This window comes from Streptomyces sp. NPDC050842 (assembly GCF_044456565.1).
Taxonomy (GTDB): domain Bacteria; phylum Actinomycetota; class Actinomycetes; order Streptomycetales; family Streptomycetaceae; genus Streptomyces.
In genome coordinates this window covers 252,220-271,666 of record NZ_JBITGA010000009.1, presented here as the reverse complement: position 1 = coordinate 271,666, position 19,447 = coordinate 252,220, and the positions used below count along the sequence as shown (strand labels likewise).

General features: G+C 71.3%; 15 protein-coding genes, 1 tRNA gene and 1 pseudogene. 9 read left to right on the top strand and 8 right to left on the bottom strand.

Annotated elements, in window-relative coordinates; all coding sequences use genetic code 11:
• Positions 1-7: 7 nt before the first annotated feature.
• Entirely contained in the window at positions 8-2,593 is a 2,586-nt protein-coding gene (locus ACIBG6_RS29230; RefSeq protein ID WP_399225655.1) for a bifunctional FO biosynthesis protein CofGH, read from the top strand.
• A 5-nt stretch (positions 2,594-2,598) separates the two neighbouring features.
• Here ACIBG6_RS29230 and ACIBG6_RS29225 read toward each other — a convergent pair whose 3' ends face one another.
• On the bottom strand, positions 2,599-3,675 hold the full coding sequence (locus ACIBG6_RS29225) for a tyrosine-protein phosphatase (RefSeq protein WP_399225653.1): 1,077 nt from the start codon (positions 3,673-3,675) through the stop codon (positions 2,599-2,601).
• 165 nt (positions 3,676-3,840) lie between these two features.
• Here ACIBG6_RS29225 and ACIBG6_RS29220 point away from each other — a divergent pair, with 165 nt between their 5' ends.
• On the top strand, positions 3,841-4,959 hold the full coding sequence (locus ACIBG6_RS29220; RefSeq protein WP_399225652.1) for an ADP-ribosylglycohydrolase family protein: 1,119 nt from the start codon (positions 3,841-3,843) through the stop codon (positions 4,957-4,959).
• Here ACIBG6_RS29220 and ACIBG6_RS29215 read toward each other — a convergent pair.
• Entirely contained in the window at positions 4,944-6,506 is a 1,563-nt protein-coding gene (locus ACIBG6_RS29215) for a sodium:solute symporter family protein (protein WP_399225651.1), read from the bottom strand. The two genes, ACIBG6_RS29220 and ACIBG6_RS29215, sit on opposite strands and share 16 nt — an antisense overlap.
• A 175-nt stretch (positions 6,507-6,681) precedes the next feature.
• The gene (locus ACIBG6_RS29210; protein ID WP_399225650.1) at positions 6,682-7,464 is read right to left on the bottom strand and encodes an SDR family oxidoreductase; all 783 of its coding nucleotides are present in this window, start codon (positions 7,462-7,464) and stop codon (positions 6,682-6,684) included.
• 82 nt (positions 7,465-7,546) lie between these two features.
• Between ACIBG6_RS29210 and ACIBG6_RS29205 the strand changes: the two genes are divergently transcribed.
• The 3 genes from ACIBG6_RS29205 (at position 7,547) to ACIBG6_RS29195 (ending at position 11,318) form a co-directional block, all read left to right on the top strand.
• Entirely contained in the window at positions 7,547-8,392 is an 846-nt protein-coding gene (locus ACIBG6_RS29205) for a hypothetical protein (protein WP_399225649.1), read from the top strand.
• 152 nt (positions 8,393-8,544) lie between these two features.
• The gene (locus ACIBG6_RS29200) at positions 8,545-8,961 is read left to right on the top strand and encodes a hypothetical protein (protein WP_399225647.1); all 417 of its coding nucleotides are present in this window, start codon (positions 8,545-8,547) and stop codon (positions 8,959-8,961) included.
• Complete coding sequence (locus tag ACIBG6_RS29195; protein WP_399225645.1) at positions 8,958-11,318, top strand: tetratricopeptide repeat protein; 2,361 nt, start codon at positions 8,958-8,960, stop codon at positions 11,316-11,318. Before ACIBG6_RS29200 ends, ACIBG6_RS29195 begins: the two co-directional genes overlap by 4 nt.
• A gap of 117 nt (positions 11,319-11,435) precedes the next feature.
• Here the strand turns inward: ACIBG6_RS29195 and ACIBG6_RS29190 are convergent, their stop codons facing one another.
• The 3 genes from ACIBG6_RS29190 to ACIBG6_RS29180 all read right to left on the bottom strand — a co-directional run bounded on the left by ACIBG6_RS29190 (position 11,436) and on the right by ACIBG6_RS29180 (position 13,632).
• A complete protein-coding gene (locus ACIBG6_RS29190; protein WP_399225643.1) occupies positions 11,436-11,645 on the bottom strand; it encodes a DUF397 domain-containing protein in 210 nt (69 codons plus the stop codon).
• A gap of 235 nt (positions 11,646-11,880) precedes the next feature.
• A complete protein-coding gene (locus ACIBG6_RS29185; protein WP_399225641.1) occupies positions 11,881-12,741 on the bottom strand; it encodes a helix-turn-helix domain-containing protein in 861 nt (286 codons plus the stop codon).
• A 189-nt stretch (positions 12,742-12,930) separates the two neighbouring features.
• The gene (locus ACIBG6_RS29180; protein ID WP_399225640.1) at positions 12,931-13,632 is read right to left on the bottom strand and encodes a GPP34 family phosphoprotein; all 702 of its coding nucleotides are present in this window, start codon (positions 13,630-13,632) and stop codon (positions 12,931-12,933) included.
• A 722-nt stretch (positions 13,633-14,354) separates the two neighbouring features.
• On the opposite strand from ACIBG6_RS29180, the pseudogene ACIBG6_RS29175 reads away from it, so the two are divergent.
• The 3 genes and pseudogenes from ACIBG6_RS29175 to ACIBG6_RS29165 form a co-directional block, all read left to right on the top strand.
• Positions 14,355-14,447, top strand: a pseudogene (locus ACIBG6_RS29175) (hypothetical protein); the annotation flags it as partial.
• A gap of 88 nt (positions 14,448-14,535) precedes the next feature.
• Positions 14,536-16,155, top strand: a complete 1,620-nt coding sequence (locus ACIBG6_RS29170; protein ID WP_399225786.1) for a D-alanyl-D-alanine carboxypeptidase family protein — start codon at positions 14,536-14,538, stop codon at positions 16,153-16,155.
• 392 nt (positions 16,156-16,547) lie between these two features.
• Positions 16,548-18,233, top strand: a complete 1,686-nt coding sequence (locus ACIBG6_RS29165; RefSeq protein ID WP_399225785.1) for an MFS transporter — start codon at positions 16,548-16,550, stop codon at positions 18,231-18,233.
• Here ACIBG6_RS29165 and ACIBG6_RS29160 read toward each other — a convergent pair.
• Positions 18,230-18,667, bottom strand: coding sequence for a hypothetical protein (locus ACIBG6_RS29160; protein ID WP_399225639.1), 438 nt, complete (start codon positions 18,665-18,667; stop codon positions 18,230-18,232). The two genes, ACIBG6_RS29165 and ACIBG6_RS29160, sit on opposite strands and share 4 nt — an antisense overlap.
• Before the next feature lie 100 nt (positions 18,668-18,767).
• Positions 18,768-18,840 (bottom strand) — tRNA-Arg (locus tag ACIBG6_RS29155).
• A 311-nt stretch (positions 18,841-19,151) separates the two neighbouring features.
• On the opposite strand from ACIBG6_RS29155, the gene ACIBG6_RS29150 reads away from it, so the two are divergent.
• Positions 19,152-19,364, top strand: a complete 213-nt coding sequence (locus ACIBG6_RS29150; protein ID WP_399225638.1) for a hypothetical protein — start codon at positions 19,152-19,154, stop codon at positions 19,362-19,364.
• The last annotated feature ends 83 nt before the right edge of the window (positions 19,365-19,447 follow it).

The following is a 19,447-nucleotide window of genomic DNA, read 5'->3' as shown; positions in this document are numbered from 1 at the left end:
TCGGTTCATGACGGATCACCAGGCAGCACGTCCCACCGAGAACGCCATGCGTCGCGCGCTCAAGCGGGCCAGGGACGGGGTCGCGCTCGATGTCACCGAGGCCGCCGTGCTGTTGCAGGCGCGCGGGGAGGACCTGGCGGACCTCGTCGCGTCCGCCGGGCGGGTGCGGGACGCCGGTCTCGAGGCCGCCGGACGGCCCGGGGTCATCACGTACTCGAAGAGCGTGTTCATACCCCTCACCCGACTCTGCCGGGACAAGTGCCACTACTGCACCTTCGTCACCGTGCCCGGCAAGCTGCGCCGGGACGGCCACGGGATGTTCATGTCGCCGGACGAGGTCCTCGACGTCGCCCGGCGCGGGGCCGAGATGGGCTGCAAGGAGGCCCTGATCACCCTCGGCGACAAGCCCGAGGACCGGTGGCCCGAGGCGCGCGAGTGGCTCGACGCGCACGGTTACGACGACACCCTCGCGTACGTACGGGCCATGGCGATCCGCATCCTGGAGGAGACGGGGCTCCTCCCGCACCTCAACCCCGGCGTGCTGTCCTGGACCGACTTCCAGCGCCTCAAGCCCGTCGCGCCGTCCATGGGCATGATGCTGGAGACGACCGCGACCCGGCTGTGGAGCGAGCCCGGCGGGCCCCACTACGGCTCCCCCGACAAGGACCCCGCCGTGCGCCTGCGCGTCCTGGAGGACGCGGGCCGGTCCTCCGTGCCGTTCACGACGGGGCTGCTCCTCGGCATCGGCGAGACCGTCGAGGAGCGCGCCGAGTCGCTCTTCGCGCTGCGGCGCGTGGCGCGCGCGTACCACTCGATCCAGGAACTGATCATCCAGAACTTCCGCGCCAAGCCGGACACGGCCATGCGCGGCATGCCCGACGCCGAACTGGACGACCTGGTCGCCACCGTCGCCGTCGCCCGGCTCATCATGGGCCCCTCCGCCTGCCTCCAGGCACCGCCCAACCTCGTCGACTCCGAGTACGAGCGGCTCATCGCCGCCGGCATCGACGACTGGGGCGGCGTCTCCCCGATCACCATCGACCACGTCAACCCCGAGCGCCCCTGGCCGAGGATCGAGGAGCTGGCCGAGCGGTCCGCCGCCGCCGGCTTCGAGCTGCGCGAACGCCTCTGCGTCTACCCGGAGTTCATCCAGCGCGGCGAACCCTGGCTCGACCCCCGGCTCCTCCCGCACGTCCGCGCCCTCGCCGACCCCGAGACGGGCCTCGCCGCCCCCGACGCGCCCGTCCGCGGCCTGCCCTGGCAGGAGCCCGACGAGGCCTTCACCGCCGCCGGCCGCACCGACCTCCACCGCACCATCGACACCACGGGCCGCACGCACGACCGGCGCGACGACTTCGACGAGGTCTACGGGGACTGGGACGCGCTCCGCGAGGCCGCCGCCCCCGGCATGGTGCCCGAGCGCATCGACACCGACGTCCGCGAGGCCCTCGCCGTCGCCGCCGACGACCCGACGAAGCTCACCGACCCCCAGGCGCTCGCCCTGCTGCACGCCGACGGGCCCGCGCTCGACGCCCTCACCCGGATCGCCGACGACGTCCGTCGGGCGGCCGTCGGCGACGACGTGACCTACATCGTCACGCGGAACATCAACTTCACCAACGTCTGCTACACCGGCTGCCGTTTCTGCGCCTTCGCCCAGCGCCGCACCGACGCCGACGCGTACACCCTCTCCCTCGACCAGGTCGCGGACCGCGCCCAGCAGGCCTGGGAGGTCGGCGCCGTCGAGGTCTGCATGCAGGGCGGCATCCACCCCGACCTGCCCGGCACCGCCTACTTCGACATCGCGCGCGCGGTGAAGGAGCGCGTCCCCGGCATGCACGTGCACGCCTTCTCGCCGATGGAGGTCGTCAACGGCGCGACCCGGACCGGCCTTTCGATCAAGGAGTGGCTGACGGCGGCGAAGGAGGCCGGGCTCGACTCGATCCCCGGCACCGCCGCCGAGATCCTCGACGACGAGGTCCGCTGGGTCCTCACCAAGGGCAAACTGCCCACCGCCACCTGGATCGAGGTCGTCACCACCGCCCACGAGCTGGGCATCCGCTCCAGCTCCACGATGATGTACGGGCACGTGGACCAGCCCCGGCACTGGCTCGGCCACTTCCGGACGCTCTCCCGCATCCAGCAGGAGACGGGCGGCTTCACCGAGTTCGTGACGCTCCCCTTCATCCACACCAACGCGCCCGTCTACCTCGCGGGCATCGCCCGCCCCGGCCCGACCGCCCGCGACAACCGCGCCGTCATCGCCATGGCCCGGCTCCTCCTCCACCCGCACATCCCCAACATCCAGACCAGCTGGGTGAAGCTCGGCACCGAGGGCGCCGCCGAGATGCTCCGCTCGGGCGCCAACGACCTGGGCGGCACCCTGATGGAGGAGACCATCTCCCGGATGGCCGGGTCGAGTTACGGCTCGTACCGCTCGATCCGCGACCTGGAGGCCATCGCGGAGGCGGCGGGCCGCCCGGCGAAGCCGCGGACGACGATGTACGGGGAGGTGCCGGAGGAGCGGCAGCGCACGGCGAGGACGTCGGACGGACACCTCCCGGAACTGCTGCCGGTCCTGCCGAAGGGCTAGACGGTTCAGCCGACCAGCAGGTCCTTCTTCAGCTCCTTGAGCTCCTGCTGGTCGAGGCCGAGGCCCTTCCGCAGGTACGCGCGGAAGGAGCCGTACTCCTCCTCGACCTCGGCGAAGCTCGCGTTGAGGTACGCGGGGCGGACGTCGAGGAGGGGCTTGAAGACGGCCGCCTGCTGGGCCGGGAGGTGGGAGAGGATCGCCTCGTTGGTGGCGGCCCGGTAGGTGTTGCTGGCCAGGTAGTCCGCCATGACCGTCTCCTCGGGGACGCCGAGGGCGGTGAGCAGGGCGGCGTTCGACCAGCCGGTGCGGTCCTTGCCCGCGGTGCAGTGGAAGAGGACGCCCCGGCGGTCGTCGTCGGCGATGCCGTCGTAGACGGCGGTGTAGGCGGTACGGGCGGTGTCGCCGCTCACCATGAAGCGGTTGCCCTCGACCATCATCGCCTCGGCCTCGGCCGGGCTCTTCGGCATAGAGGTGAAGGTGCCGGAGCCCGCGAGGACGTCCGCGACGACATGCGTCGCGCCGGCCGGGACGCGGTCCGGGGCGGCGGTCCGCTCGGACTCCATGCGCAGGTCGAAGACGGTCCGGACATCGAGGCGCTTCAGCTTGGCGAGGTCGGCGTCGGTGAGCTTCTCCAGCGAGTCGGAGCGGTAGACCTCGCCCATCTTCACCCACTGGCCGTCGCGCGTCCGGTAGCCGCCCGCGTCCCGGAAGTTGACGGTGCCCTGGAGGCGTATCAGCCGGTCGGCGAGGCGCAGCGACGTGCCCCGGTCGGGGACGAGGTCGAACCAGCGACGGTCGGCGGCGGCCAGGCCGGAGACGGTGACCGAGCCGGTGGCGCCGCCGCGGGCGACGGTACGGCCGCCGGTGCGGATCGTGACGCCGCGGGTACCGGGGGCGGACCACGTGACGGTGTAGGTGCCGCCGGCGTTCTCGGTGACGGTCGCGGCGGTGAAGGGGATCCGCTGCTGCGCGTGTGCCTGTCCGTGGCGGTGCGCGGAGGCGGCGGGCGCGGTGATGCCGACGAGCAGTGCGGCGGCGAGGGCCGCGGTCGAGAGGGTCTTGACTCGTGTCACGGGGTTCATGCCGTGGATCGTTCAAGCCACGACCGAACCTCGGGTGAACTGCGGTCAAAAGTGGACTGACGGGCGTCCGATCACATAACGCTTCGGCCCCCGAACGCTCGTACCCGGTCGATTACAGTGCGGCAAGGAACCGTCAGCGAACCGCCGACCGGGGGAGGGCACGTCGTGGCCACGACAGCCGCAGCCGTGTGGGGCCGCGCCGAACAGCAGGACTTCCGGGCCCGCGTCAGGGGCTGTCTCCTCGGCGGAGCCGTCGGCGACGCGCTGGGCGCCGGGGCCGACGGCCTGACCCTCGCGGAGACGCGGGAGGCCCACGGACCTGACGGACTGACCGAGCCCGTCCCCGCGTACGGACGGCGCGGCGCCGTCACCGCCGCCACCCAGATGAGCCTGTTCACCGTCGACGGCCTCATCCGCGCGCAGGTCCGCCGCGACACCGGCGCCTGGCACCCGCCGACCGACGTCCACCGGGCGCACCTGCGCTGGGCCGCCACGCAGCGCGACTGGGGCCCCGACGAGCGCCGCAAGGACAACGGCTGGCTCGCCCACGAGGAGTGGCTCTACGCCCGCCGCAACCCGCCCCGCGCCTGCCTCACCGGCCTCGGCGACGAGCTCCTCGGCACCCTCGACAAGCCCAAGAACCCGGAGGCCGCCGACTCCGGTGCGCTCGTCCGCTCGGCGCCCTTCGGGCTCCTCGTCGGCTGGGAGCCGCAGCTCGTCTGCCAGCTCGCGGTGGAGTGCGCGGCGCAGACGCACGGCGCCCCGGCGGCCACCCTCGCGGCGGGCGCCCTCGCGGTCACGGTGCACGGTCTCGCGCGCGGCGCCTCCGTCGAGGCGGCGGTGGCCTCGGCCGTGGAGCAGGTCGCGGAGCGCCCCGGCCACGAGCCGGTGACCGAGGCCCTCACGGGGGCCCTCGGAGCCGTACGGGAAGGGGTGCCGGACGCGGAGCGGGTGGCCGGTCTCGGGGCGGACGAGGACCGGGCCGAGGGGCAGCTGGCGGCGGCCGTCTACTGCGCCCTGGTCGGCGAGGACGTCCGGCACGGGCTGCGGCTGGCCGTGAACCACGACGGGCCCTCGTCGGTCACGGGGGCGCTCACCGGCGCGCTGCTCGGCGCCCTGCACGGCGAGACGGCCCTCCCGCCGGCCTGGCTGGCCGAACTGGAGGGCCGTGCGACGGTCCTTGAGCTGGCGGACGACTTCTCGATGGAGATGACGCAGGGCGCCGCCCTGCACTCCGCCACGGAGGCCTCCCCGGGCTGGCTGGCCCGCTACCCGAGGGGCTGATCCGCGGCCCGCTCGGGCCCGCCCTGCGCCGGTACGGAAGCGGCTCCCGCCCCGTCCTCGTCCCCGTCCGGATCCGTGCCGATCCGGTGCAGGAGCGCGTCCCGCTCCGGGGTGTCCTCCGGCTTGACGAAGCCGATGAGGACGTACAGGACGAGGGAGGTGGCGAGCGGCGAGACGATCTGGATCTGGAGCTCGATGCCGTCGAGGCCGTAGTTGGTGAGCCAGAAGACGAAGAGCCCGGCCGCCCAGGAGACGAGGGCCGCGGTCGGCCCGGACTTCCGGAAGGTCTTCAGCAGGCCCAGCATGAACGGGATGGCGATCGGGCCCATCAGGCCGGCCACCCACTTGATGACGACGGTGATGATGTCCTTGAAGGTGGGGGAGTTGACCTGGGTGGCGACCGCCATCGACAGGGCGAGGAAGGCGATCGTCGACCAGCGCGCGGCGAGCAGCCCGGCCTGCTGGGTCCAGCTCCGCGCGGCCTTGCTGAGGACGGGGGCGATGTCCCGGGTGAAGACGGCCGCGATGGCGTTGGCGTCGGAGGAGCACATGGCCATCGTGTGGGAGAAGAAGCCGACGATGACCAGGCCGAGCAGTCCGTGCGGGAGCAGTTGCTCGGTCATCAGGGCGTAGCTGTCGGAGGCGTCGGGCTTCTTCGGGTCGACGAGCAGCGGCGCGACCCACATGGGGAAGAAGAGGACGAGCGGCCAGACGAACCACAGGACGGCGGAGAGCCGGCCGGAGCGGGTGGCCTCGCGGGCGTTGGGGGTGGCCATGTAGCGCTGGGCCTGGTTCCACATGCCGCCGCTGTACTCGAAGGTCTTGATGAAGAGGTACGCGAGGAGGAAGGTCAGCGTGTACGGGCCTGCGGTGGGCGCCGTGTGCCCCTGGAGCTCGGGCCGGTCCCAGACGTCCCACAGCGCGCTGATCCCGCCGAGCTTGGCGAGGACGGCGACGAGCATGGCGATGCCGGCGAAGAACTGGATGACGAACTGGCCGAGTTCGGTGAGGGCGTCGGCCCACAGGCCGCCGACCGTGCAGTAGATGCCGGTGATGACACCGGTGATGAGGATGCCCTCGTTGAGGGAGATCCCGGTGAAGACGGAGAGCAGGGTGGCGATGGCGGCCCACTTGGCGCCGACGTCGACGATCTTCAGGAGGACGCCGGACCAGGCGAGCGCCTGCTGGGTGGGGAGGTTGTACCGGTTCTTCAGGTATTCCAGCGGGGAGGCCACGTGGAGCCGGGAGCGGAGCCGGTTGAGGCGGGGCGCGAAGAGGTGGGCGCCGATGGCTATGCCGATGGCGATGGGGAAGGACCAGGTGACGTACGAGGTGACGCCGTAGGTGTAGGCGATGCCGGCGTACCCGGTGAACATGACGGCGCTGTAGCCGGACATGTGGTGGGAGATGCCGGAGAGCCACCAGGGCATCTTGCCGCCGGCGGTGAAGAAGTCGGAGACGTTGTCCACGCGCTTGTGGGACCAGACGCCGATCGCGACCATCACGCCGAAGTAGCCGATGAGCACGGTCCAGTCGAGACTGTTCATTGAGCCCCCTCCAAGGGGTCCGGTCCGCCTTGTGAACGCCGTTCATCGTGTGGCGAGTCACAAGGCGGGGACAATGCAATGGAGGGTCAAGGGACAGTAAAATCGTTCTGTTCACTGACCCTTGTTCATATCTATGAATTTATGGAGGGGTGGCGAACGGGCCTCCCGGCCGGTGTCAGCGCATCAACTCCCCGGCGTTGACCAGCAGGGACTGGCCCGTGATGGCCCGCGCGCGGTCCGAGGCGAGGAAGGCCGCGGCCTCCGCCACGTCCCCGTCCGTCGCCAGCTCCGGCAGTGCCATCCGCTCGGTGAGCCGGGCCAGGACCTCCGCCTCCGGCACTCCCTCGGAGTCGGCGGCGAACCGCACGTACGCCTGGACAGGCGGCCCCCACATCCACCCCGGCAGCACGGTGTTGACCCGGATCCGGTGCGGCCCCAGCTCGTGCGCGAGGGAGTACATCGCCGAGGTCAGCGCCCCCTTCGAGGCCGCGTACGCCGCCTGCCGCACCTGCGTGGGGGCGGCGATCGCCGACTGCGTACCGATGAGGACCACGGAGCCGCCACGCTCCTTGAGCGCCGGCAGGCAGGCCCGGGTCATCCGCAGCGTACCGAGCAGATTGACGTCGAGCACGGCCTGCCACGTCGCGAAGTCGGCGTCCTCAAGGCCGCCGAAGTAGGAGTCCCAGGCGGCGACATGGACGACCGCGTCGACCCCGCCGAACCGCTCGACGGCGAGGGAGACGAGGGCCGCGCACTGCTCCTCGTCGGTGATGTCCGTGGCCCGGTACGCGGTACGGCGCCCCTCCGGGTCGATCTCGGCGGCGCACTTGGCGAGGTTCGCCTCGGTGCGTGCGCCGAGCGCCGCGTTGCCACCGTCCCGCACCACCGTCTCGGCGATCCGATGACCTAGCCCGGCCCCGACCCCCGACACGACGACCGTCTTCCCCTGGAGCAGCATCCGGACCCTCCTCGACCCTGGCCAAGCATCTGACGGTCCGTCAGAGTAGGTCTCCGTCACCGACTTGGGAAGGGATACGCGAGTGAGCGATACGAGCGACACGAGCGATGCGTATGCGGAGCTGGCCGCCGTCGGCCCGTACGGCGTGCGCCCCGGCCACGCCCTGATCACGATGGTCGAACCGCACCCGGGCCACGAGTACGCGTACAACCGATGGTACGAAGACGATCACTACATCGCTGGAGCCATGGCCATGCCCTGGATGTACGCGGGGCGGCGCTGGGTCGCCACGCGTGAGCTCCAGGAGCTGCGTCGGCCGGAGAAGTCCGCCGTCGCGCAGCCCGTCACCGCGGGGTGTTACCTCTCCACGTACTGGATCACCGACGGCCGCTACGACGAGCACATGAAGTGGACCGTCGCCATCAACAAGCGGCTCAACCGCGACGCCCGCGTCCACCAGGACCGTACGCACGTCTTCACGGCGTTCCAGGACCACGAGGCGACCGTGTACCGCGACGGAGCGGGCGGCCCGCGCGACTTCCACGCCCTCGACCACCCCTACCAGGGCCTGATCCTCCAGGTCGTCGACACCGAGGGCCCCGAGGCCCGGGCCGCGCTCCTCGACCGGCTGCGCTCGCGGGAGCTGCCCCGGCGGCTGGCCGGCTCGCCGGCGGCGATGGTGACGGTCTTCCGACCGACCCCGCTGCCCGGCGACCGGATGACGTACGTGAAGCAGGTGGAGGGCGTCGACACCCGGCTGACCCTGCTCTGGTTCCTGGAGCGGGACCCGCGCGCGTGCTGGACGGAACACTTCGCCGACCTGGAGACCCTCGCGGGCGCCGGGGGAGACGGGTGCCGGGTGGAACTCGTAGCGCCGTTCATCCCGACGATTCCGGGGACCGACCGGTACGTGGACGAACTGCGCTGACCGAGTCGTCCCGTATCCCCGCCAGGGGGAGGCTTCCCCTTCCCCTTCCCCTCCCCCCCTTCCCCCTTCCCCTGACAGTCTCAAGAGCCGCACATATTGTGGATGTTCGGCCGGAACGACTGCCGCTGCATTGGCTGGGCATGGGGGCGTTGATGGAAGCACAGATGGTGGAACTCGCGCGGGTCGCAGGCACCGCCGTGGTCACACTCATGGCCACGGACGCCTGGGAGCGGACGCGAGACGGGGTCGTGGCGTTGTGGCAGCGCGTCAGCCCGGCCAGGGCCGACGGCGTGGAAGGGGAACTCGAGGCGACCCGGGACGACCTGCTGGCGGCCAGGGAGGACGGGGACGACCTGACCGAACAGGAGCTGCGCGAGGAATGGGTGGGCCGGCTGCGGCGCCTCCTCCGCGAGCAGCCCGAGGTCGCCGACGAGTTGCGCCGGATCCTCGGTGAGCTGGACCCCCGGCCGCAGGACACCGGCGCCGTGACGGTCAAGCTGCGGGCCGAGGCGACAGGCGGCGGCCGCGTCTACCAGGCGGGTCGCGACCAGCACATCACCGAGCGGTGAACGGGCCCGAGCGGGACACCGAGCCGGCGGTGCAGGGCAGGGCGTCGGGCCACGGCCGCGTCTACCAGGCACAGGGCGATCAGTACGTGACCGAGCACCACCACCACTACCCCTCACACGACGCTCCGTCCCTCTTCGGTCCGTCCGTGGGGCGAACCGTCGTCCAGATACCGCAGAGCAGAGGGGGGTCGGGTCCGCCCGCACCGGACTCGGTGCGCATGCCGCTCGTCGGGCGGACCCCGGTGGTGTTGCGAGACCGCCGGGAGCTCACGCGGGATCTCCTGACGGCGGCCGGGGACGAGACCGGGGGAGTGCACGTCCTCCACGGGCTCGGCGGCTGCGGCAAGACGGCGGTCGCGCAGGCCGTCTTCAACGAGGTGACGCGCGGGGGCCGGCGCATAGGCCTGTGGGTCAACGCCTCCGAGCGCTCCACGCTCCGGGCGGGAATGCTGGCCGTCGCCGCGGACCGCGGCGCCGAGGCCGGCGAGCTGGCCGCGGCCCATGGAGGACAGCGCGCGTCGGCCGACCTCGTCTGGCACTACCTCCACTGTTCCTCGGAACCGTGGCTCCTCGTCCTCGACAACGCGGATGATCCGGCCGCGCTGGGGGAAGGCAGTTGGCTGCGGCAGAGTCCGCAGGGCACGGTCATCGTCACCACACGGCAGGCCGGCTCCCCGGTATGGCAAGGAGCGCGCCTGCACCACTTGGGAGTACTGCCGATCGAGGACGCCGCTCTGGTCCTGCGTGACCTCGCGCCGGAAGCGGGATCGACCGAGGACGCGGAGACCGTGGCGCGCAGACTCGACTGTCTCCCTCTCGCGCTCACGCTGGCCGGGTCCTTCCTGTCACGACAACTCCTGGAGAGCTGGTCCATGAGCGACTACAGCCGCCACCTGGACGACAACCCGACGGAACTGATCGACCAGGGAGCGAACCCGGGCAACGCCGAGAGAAACGCCCGGCAACTGGTGGGCCGGACGTGGGAGATCTCGCTCGCCGCCCTCGCGGACGACGGCGTCCCGGAATGCGTCTCGCTGCTGAGGCTGTTGTCCTGCTGGAGCTCCGACCCGGTGCCCCTGTCCCTGATTCGCCCCGCGGCCGTGACGGCGACAGAACTCGGCGCCCTGGACCCGCCGTTGACCGGTCTACGCGTCGAGGCGGCCCTGCGGGGTCTTCTGGACCACTCGCTCGTCTCGCTCGTGAGCCTCGACGTCGCCGGCGAGGCGGTGCGGTGCGTCAAGACCCACGGTGTGGTCCTGGACAGCGTCGCCGCCACCGTCCCGAAGGATCAGCGGGCGCTGCTCGCCACGGCCGCCGCGACGCTGCTCCAGGCCGCCGCCCCTGAAGCCCGTGTCCGGGCGCAGGACGCGTACCCCGTGGGCCACCTGGTGCCCCATGCGGCGAGCCTGCTCGGACGCGTGGAGGAAGCGGGCAGTGCCGGCCACGCGGTGGCCCTCGGTACGCGTCTCGCCGCGCGCCTCTTCGAGGGCGGTGACTTCCGGGCCGCGTTGACTCTGGCGCAAGCCGCCGGGGAGACGGCCGGTCAGTGGCTGGAAGCCGATGATCCGGCGACGCTCCGCGCGGAGCACCGCGCGGCCATGTCGTTGTTCCGGTTGGGCCGCTTCGAGGAGTCGGAAGCGCTGCACCGCCGGGTACTCGACGCCCGGGAAAGGGTGCTGGGGCCCGAGCACGCGGAGACGCTGGAGAGCCGGCAGGACATTCACGAACCGCTCGGCCAACTAAGCCGGACCGAGGAGCGCTTGGCCACCCTGCGGGAGACGGCTGAGATCCGCTCGCGAGTCCTCGGCGCGTACCACCCGGACACGCTTCATACGCGTGCGCTGCTCATCGAAGGCCTCGCGATCGACGAAGCCGTCGACGAGTTCGGCAGGGTGGCGCCGGAGATCGTCGCCGCCTGCGAGGAACACCTGGGCAACGACTCCTTCACCACCGTCACGGCCCGCCACAACTACGCCTTCGGCCTGCATCGCCTCGGCCGCGCGGCGGAGGCGGAAGGGGAGGCCCGTAGGGCGCTGGCGGGCCGCGAGCTCGTGCACGGCCCCGACCACGCGCTCGCCCTCTCCGCGGCCGTCCTGCTGAGTTGGATCCTCGGCGAACTCGGACAGGTCGAGGAGTCCCTCGTACTCGGACGCCGGGTCGTCTCGGGGCAGGAGCAAGCGCTCGGGCGGGAGCACCCGTATCTCCTCACCAACCGCACCGGCCTGGCCGAGGCCTTGGCGGCGGCGGGTGAGACGGCCGAGGCGCAGGCCCTGGCCCGGCAGAACCTGCCGCTGTGCGAGCGGGTGCTGGGGGTGGACGACCCGGTCACGGTCAGGACGCGCGGTCTCGTCGGCTAGCCGCCAGTCGACCAGTCGGCTGGGGGATACAGGACCCCCGGACAGCAACCAGCCCCCTCGGCCGGGACGGCGATCCAGTCGAGAGGGCGTTCCTGGTGGTGCGGTGTGGCGCGGGCGTCAGACGCCGGGGCGGTCGCGCTCGCTGACGTCGAGGACGAACTCCGACCAGGTCTCGGCGGAGAAGCCGAGGCTTGAGCGGGCGACGTCCTTCGAGTCCCGAACGCGGACCAGGAGGTGCCCGTGAGCCTTGACCTCTACGCAGTCGCCATTGACGGCCGAGTACGAGGACTTGGTCCATTCCGTCAGCGCGTCGTGCCGAAACAGCATCGTGACTCCGATGGTTGTGCCAGTGGGGTGGGTGGTGATGCGCGATCCAGCCGCTGCGGCAGCGGCTCTGCCTTCGACGCTACGCTGCAACATCACCGGCGGTGAGACGCGTTCACCCATCCGGATGGCATATTCCATTGAAATCTTTGCGCCGGGGCGCCGGCGGTGTATCGTGCCCGGCCCCGCGGATCCCAATGGTCCCTGCCGGCCCCTCGCGGGTCCCGGCCGGCCCCCGCTAGTCCGACTCCAGCTCCTTGGCCACGCGGAGGATGAACTCCCGGGACTGCTCGGCACTCAGCGCCTTCGCCCTGAGGTGCTCGTACATCACCGCATAGCTCTGGACGTCGTTGGCCTTCTCCAGATAGAGGTCGCTGGTGACGCCCTCCAGGTAGACGACGCTGGCGTCCGTCGCCTCCTGGAACTCCAGGATGGCGAACTTCCCGTACATCCCGGGGTGGGCGCCGACGCCGTACGGCAGCACCTGGAGCGTGACGTGCGGCTTCTCGCTCAACTGGGCGAGATGCCTCAGCTGATCCGCCATGGTCTGGGGATTGCCGACGACGCGGCGCAGCAGGGCCTCGTCGATGACGGCCCAGAACCGCAGCGGGCTGACCGGATCGGACAGGCGGTCCTGGCGCTTCAACCGGATCTGGATGCGCCGGTCGATCTCGCTGGGGGTGGCCTCCGGCCACATCCCCTCGATCACCGCCTGCGCGTACTCACGCGTCTGCAGGAGACCGGGAACGATGAGCGACTCGTACACGCGCAGCGACGCCGCGTCCGTCTCCAGGCCGATGTAGACGCTGTACGGGATGTCGCCGAAGGCGTGCCACCAGCCCTGCTGGCGCGAGTCCTTCGCCATTTGCATGAGCGAGTCGACCATGCGCTCGTCCTCGACCTCGTACACCCCGCAGAGGTCGCGCACGTCGCGCTGGCTGATGGAGCGACGGCCGTTCTCGAGACGGCTGATCTTGGACTGGGAGACGAGAAGGCGCTCGGCGACCTGCTCGGCCGTCATGTTCTTCGCTTCCCGGAGCTTGCGCAGCTCCTGGCCCAAGCGGCGCCGCCTGACAGTGGGGTTGACGTTGGACGCCACGGAAACTGCACCTCCGGCTGCTGTCTGCCTGCGTAGCTGTGAGTATCTACTGCTTGGCAGACTGCCACCAAAGGCCGGGTACGCGCTGGGAAACCGGCACAACGTACGTGTGCGGGGCGGTCGTCACGACCGCCCCGCACACCTGTGCGGCTCCCGGGTGGGGTCCTTCTCGGTTCCTTGCGCGTCGGCTCAGTGAGCCGCCGCGCGGGCCATGGTGCCGCGTGGCTGCGCCGGTACGCCCGCGGTGGGCGCACGGCGCGGCTGTGCCGCCGCACCGTTCTGGACGTCCATCACGGCGTGTGCCACGAGGCCGCCCATCGGGTCGTGCCGGATCAGATCGCGCAGCCGGGACCGCGACGACCGTCCTTCGTTGCCGGGGTACAGGTGCTTCCCGAGACCGACCGCGTGGGCCAGTGCGGCAAGCGCCGCGGTCCGCGGGTCCGGCGGTACGCCGGTGCGGATCGCATTGTCCAGCCGGGAACGGATCTCCCTGCTGATCGCCGTGTCCGTCGCCTGGTAGCGAGTCGTCGGCAACACCCCGCACATCTGGCCCTCCACGGCATGCACCATGCCGCATCGCTCCAGATGCGAGAGATACGTCTGACGGAGCCCCAGTCGGGGTCCGCCGATCCAATGGACGGCCCGAACCGGGCTGCCACGCCTGCGCAGCAGCTCCAGTGCGGAGTCCAAGGTCGGATCTCCGGTCGGCCGTGGCATCACCACGGCGATACGATCCCCGTCTGGGGCTATCCGTCCTGCCAGAGCCAGCTCCACTAGCTGTGCTCCGGCCAGGCCGAGGTCGAGCGACTGCGGCTGCGCTGTGGTACCCGTGGTCGGGTCCAGAGCGAGCAGCAGAAGCTCCTCCGGAATATTTCTGCGGCTCCTGCCCATCCATGCCTCCCCGCGTGGATGAATGACAGGGTGACCCCTCTCACATTCATCTGTCGAGAGTGCCTGGGTGGTTCATCCGGGAACCAGTAGGTATGTCGTTCTCGTCTAGCACGGGAGCCAAGGGGTTCACACAGGACACTGGTAGACGGTTCGGACGTACGCATGACGCATGGAGGAGGCACGGTGGCGGGCGAGTCCCCCGACAAGGCGGAGCAGCAGGGGTCGTCGGAACAGACGGCGGCCTCGGGCGGCGGCGGCCGGGATCCTCGGCTTTCCGTACTCCGTGAGTCAGAGTCGTCCGCGGCCTCGCAGTCGCCGTCGCAGTCGCCGTCGCAGTCGGCGGTTCAGGTGGATCAGCCGACGGCCGTGTTCAAGACGCTGGCTCCCCGGACGTCGGAGGACGACGCACCGAAGCGGGCCGAGTCCCCGAAGCCGGCCGCGTCCCCGTCCACGGATGAGCCCGAGAGCGAGCGCCTGAAGGCGGCTGTGGCGGCGTGGGTCGCCTCGGCGGACGACGGCGACTCCAAGCCCGAGCCCGAGTCCGAGAGCGTCTCTGAGCCCGAGGACGCCGTCGAGACCGAGCCGGAGTCGGACCCGGAGCCGGAGCCGGAGGACGGCGAGTCCGACGCGCCGGCTGACGAGAACGTCGACGAGAGCGCCGGCGAGGAGTCCACCGACGAGGCCGTCGACGAGCCCGTCGAGGACACGGCGCCCGCCGAGTCCTGGTTCGCGGCGCGGAAGCCCAGCGAGGCCGAGAAGCCCGCGGCCGAAGACGAGCCGACTTCCGACGAGCCGACTTCCGACGAGCCGGCTTCCGACGAGCCGACTTCCGGCAAGCCGACTTCCGCCGAGCCGGCCGACGCCGAACCGGTCGACGACGAGCCGGTCGATCAGCCGACCGCCATGTTCAAGATCGTCCGTCCGCCCGTGGCGCCCGCCGTGGACCAGCCGACGACCGCGCTGAAGCTCCCGCCCGGCCTGCGCGAGGATTCCGACAGCGAGCGCACGAGCACCTTCGTGCCGCTGCGCGCGGACATCCCCGCCGAGCGGAAGGCCGAGGAGGCCCAGGCGGCCCAGGCGGCCCCGATGCCCCCCAAGGCGCCCGTGCCCGCCCCCGAGGCCGCGACCGGGTCCCCCACGGCCCCGGCGGCCCCCGTGGCCGCGGAGCCCGCCCCCGCCCCCGTACCGCCCGCGTCTCTCGTCGAGGCGGAGCGGACCCGGCAGCAGCCGCTTCCGCCGCTGCCTCCGCTGGACCTGCTCGCGGAGCTGACGAACACCCCGCCGCCGAAGCCGAACGCCCTGCGGACGACCGCGCGCCGGGTGCGGATCTGGACGCCGCTGGTCGTGCTCCTGCTGATCGTCTTTGCGATCGTGCAGATGGTCCGGCCGCTGCCCGCGCCCGCCCTGACGCTCTCCGCCTCGCCGACCTTCACCTTCGAGGGCGGCGAGCTGAAGATGCCGTGGCCCACCGAGGGCCAGGGCGCCGTCGAGGTCGAGGGCGTCGGCTCCATGGGCCTGTACGGCCCGCAGAAGCCGGCCCCGATCGCGAGCGTCACGAAGACGATGACGGCGTACGTGATCCTCCGCGACCACCCGCTCAAGGGGAGCCAGAAGGGCCCCGAGATCGAGATCGACAAGAAGGCCGCCGAGCAGGGCAAGGCCGAGCACGAGTCGACGGCGGCGGTCCAGGAGGGCCAGACCTACACGGAGAAGGAGCTCCTGGAGCTCCTCATGATCCCGTCCGCGAACAACGTGGCCCGGCTGCTGGCCCGCTGGGACGCCGGTTCGGAGGCCGCGTTCGTCGAGAAGATGAACGCCGCCGCGAAGGACCTGGGCATGACCCAGTCCACGTACACCGACCCGTCCGGTCTGCTCGACAGCACCGTGTCGACCCCGCAGGACCAGCTGAAGCTGGCGAAGGCGGTCATGCAGTACGACGTGTTCCGCGAGATCGTGAACATGCCGAACGTGACGGTCGACGGCATCCCCGGCCGGATCGAGAACAACAACAACATCCTGCTCGAGCCGGGCGTGAGCGGCATCAAGACCGGCTCCTCCACCCCGGCGGGCGGCAATCTGCTCTGGTCGGCGAACACCGTCGTGGACGGTGAGACCCGCCGCATCCTCGGCATCGTGATGGGCGCGAAGGACGCGGACCAGCTCGGCGAGAAGCTCCAGCTCGCCATCGACAACAGCCTGAAGATCATTCAGCAGGCCCAGAAGGACGTCACCTCCGCGGTCGTCGTCGGCAAGGGCCAGGTGCTCGGACACATCGACGACGGGCTCGGCGGCCGGACGCCGGTCGTGGCCACCAAGGAGCTCAAGGCCATCGGCTGGCCGGGCCTCCAGGTGAAGCTGTCGCTCACGAACGGCGGCAAGGCCGTGCCGCACGCCGGCAAGGCGGGCGACATCGTCGGCCAGGTGTCCATCGGTACGGGCGTGGGCAAGGTCAGCGCGCCGGTCGCCCTCCAGGCGGATCTGGTGGAGCCGGGCTTCGACAAGAAGCTCACGCGCGTGGGCTGAGCCGCCACCCGCTCGGCCGGGCGCCCCGGACCTCCGGGGCGCCCGGCTGTTAGCGTTTCCGGGGGACGAGAAGCGAGACGGTACGGGCAGCACGGGAGAGGGCAGCAGTGACCACCGCTGAGCCGACACGCGCGGACCGCGCCGACCACGCCGACGGCGAGGACCACACCGATGAAGCCGACCGAGGAGCGACCCGAGAAGCAGCCCGCACCGATTCCGCCCGCGAATCGCCGGCCTCTTCCCGTTCGCGAATAGTGCTCCCGTCCCAGCGGCCCGCCCCGGAGCCCGAGGCGGCACCACCCGCATCCGCCCCCGCATCCGCCCCCGCATCCGCCCCCGCATCCGCCCCCGCGTCCCCGCCGCCCCGCCGGCGGAAGCGCCGCTACACGGTCATGGCGGCCACCGGGGTCGCGGCCGTCACGCACATCCTCTGGTTCTTCTTCTTCGCGAACAGCGGTGGGGACCTGGCCGCGCAGGACGCGTGGGCCGAGTTCGTCGGACGGCACCCGGACTCCGCGTACAACCTCGCCTGGTACGGCGGGATGCACCCGGTCTCGTACAGCGTCGTCTCGCCGTACCTGATGTCGCTGCTCGGCGTCCGCAGCACGATGATGGTCGCCGGGACGCTGTCGGCCGCGCTGACCGCGCTGATCCTGGTGCGGGTGCCCGCGGTCCGCAATCCGATGGCCTGCTCGCTCGCGGGCGTCTTCGCCTTCCTCTGCAACGCCATGTCGGGGCGGGTGACCTTCGGCCTCGGCATGATGTTCGCGCTCGGCGCGGTCGCCGCCGTCTTCTGCTGGCCGCACCGCTGGCGCCGCAAGCGCTGGGCGAAGGCCGCGGTCGCCGCCCCGCTCGCCGGTCTCGCGACCGCGTGCAGCCCGGTCGCCGGGCTGTTCCTCGGGGTCGCGGCGGCGGCGCTCTTCCTCAACAAGCGGCGCCCGGGCGCGTACGCCCTCGGCCTCGCCCCGGTCGTGGTCGTCGCCCTCTCCTCCTGGCTCTTCCCCTTCTCCGGTACGCAGCCGATGGCGTTCGCCTCGACGGCACTCCCCCTGCTCTTCGGCGTCCTGGTCTTCGTGCTGGTCCCCGGGGACTGGCGGACGGTCCGCACCGCCGCGGCCGTCTACACGGTCGGCACGCTCCTGACCTGGCTGATCGACTCGCAGATCGGCTCGAACATCTCGCGGCTCCCGATGCTCTTCGCGGGTGTGGTGCTGCTCGCCGCCCTGCCGTACACGGCGCCGCGCTCGCGCCGCTGGTACGCGCTGGTGCTCGCCTTCGTCGGGCTGAACTTCTGGATCGGCTTCAAGGGCGTCGACGACGTCATCCGCACCGCCCCGGACGCCTCCTGGGCGCGCGAGCTCGCCCCGCTGGTCAACCAGCTCCAGGTGCGGGACGCGGGCAAGGCGCGGGTCGAGGTCGTGCCGGCCTCCAGCCACCGCGAGTCCTCCGCGCTCAGCCCGTACATCAACCTGGCGAGGGGCTGGAACCGCCAGGCCGACATGGAGCGCAACCCGCTCTTCTACGACGACACCCTGAACGCCGTGAACTACGAGGACTGGCTCCACCGCTGGGCCGTCCACTACGTGGTCCTGCCCACCGGCGCCCCCGACTCGGGCGCGGAGCAGGAGGCGGAGCTGGTCGGCGACGGCCTGCCGTACCTGAAGCAGATCTGGTCGGACGAGAACTGGCGGCTGTACGAGGTCGAGAACCCGACGCCGCTCGCGTCCGCGCCCGCGCGGGTGCTGAGCGCGGAGGAGAACGAGGTCGTGATCCGGGTGGGCAGCCCGGGCCGGGTCCAGATCCGCGTCCCGTACTCGCCGTGGCTCGCGCTCATCGACGAGAACGGCGGCAAGATCGAGGCGCCGCAGGAGACCGAGGCCTCGAAGCTGGCCCGCGAGGAGTCGGAGACGGAGCTCCCGAAGGTCTTCGCCAACGAGGAGGGCTGCCTGTTCAAGGCGGAGGCGGACGCGGAGGGCGACGAGTGGACCGAACTGGTCGCCCCGAAGGCGGGCGTCTACCGCCTGGGTGCCCCGTACGAACTGTCCCGGGGCACGCCCTGCCCGGAGGAACTCCGCTAAAGAGCCATGAACGAGGCGAGCATCCGCCGCATCCCGAAGGCGTGCCCGCCGCTGCCGATGACGAGGAGCCGGTAGAGCCGCCCGGCGACCCCGGGAAAGGCGGCCCGGCTCTCGGCCCGCAGCCGCGCCCGGCCGTCCGTGAGCTCCTCGATCCGGAAGACCAGCGAGTACGCGGAGAACCGGTGCCGCCCCTCAAGGGCCAGCTCCCGCCCCGGCACGACCCGGACCACCCGGAACCCGGGATACGCGGCCCCCTCGACCACCGGCCGAGGCCCACTCGCCACCCGCGGCTCGGCCCGCACGAGCCGCGCGTACGCCCCGAGCCCCCGCTGCGACAGCGAACGCTCCACCCCGTCCCGCATCCGCCGCCACGCCTCTGCGGCCCCGGCCTCGACGATGACGGTGTGCTCGTCGACGTACGGCAGCGTGCTCATGAGCTCTCGTCCCCCCGAGGCGCGAACAAAGCGACGAAGCAACGACCGGAGGCCCTGCCGTCCATCAGGACGACAGGGCCTCCGGCCTGCTACTTCACTGTGCCCCCGGCAGGATTCGAACCTGCGACACCCGCTTTAGGAGAGCGGTGCTCTATCCCCTGAGCTACGAAGGCGCACTGACCGCTGACAGCCTAGCGGATAGGGGTTGCGGAGGTCGCCCCTGTTGCCGCCGGCGGCCGCAGTGCGGTCGTGGGGTGCCCTTTGACGGCGTTCGGGGCGGGGGTCTTCTTCGGCCGTCAGCTTGCTGCAAGGGCGTCTGCAGCAAGCTGACACCGCATGCCGTGGAGTGACCCCTGCCCCGCTGGCATTGTCTTTCTCAGCGGAAACGCAGAGGGAACACGGAAGCGGAACCCAGGGGGAAACAGTGCGGATTCGAATCACTTCAGCGGCTGCGTGTCTGGCTCTGACGATCGCCGGATTCACTGTGGCGGCGGGCAGCGCGGCTGCCGCCGAGCAGAGTGAGGGGCAGAGCGTCGGCCAGGATGCCGGGCTGCACGGCGGGCCGCAGTGGCCCGGGTCGGTGCCGCCGGAGGTCAGCGACCTGATCTGCGAGATCCAGGCCGGCCTGCCGAGCCTGCCGCACATGCCGCACCCGGTTCCGGTCCCGCACTGCAAGCCGGTCAACGGCTGGCAGTAGTTCCCGCCCCTTTCCACGACTGCTGATCCAGAGGGCGAGAGCAGAGATGGTCATGACAAGTCAGCTCCCGAGTGTCACGGAAT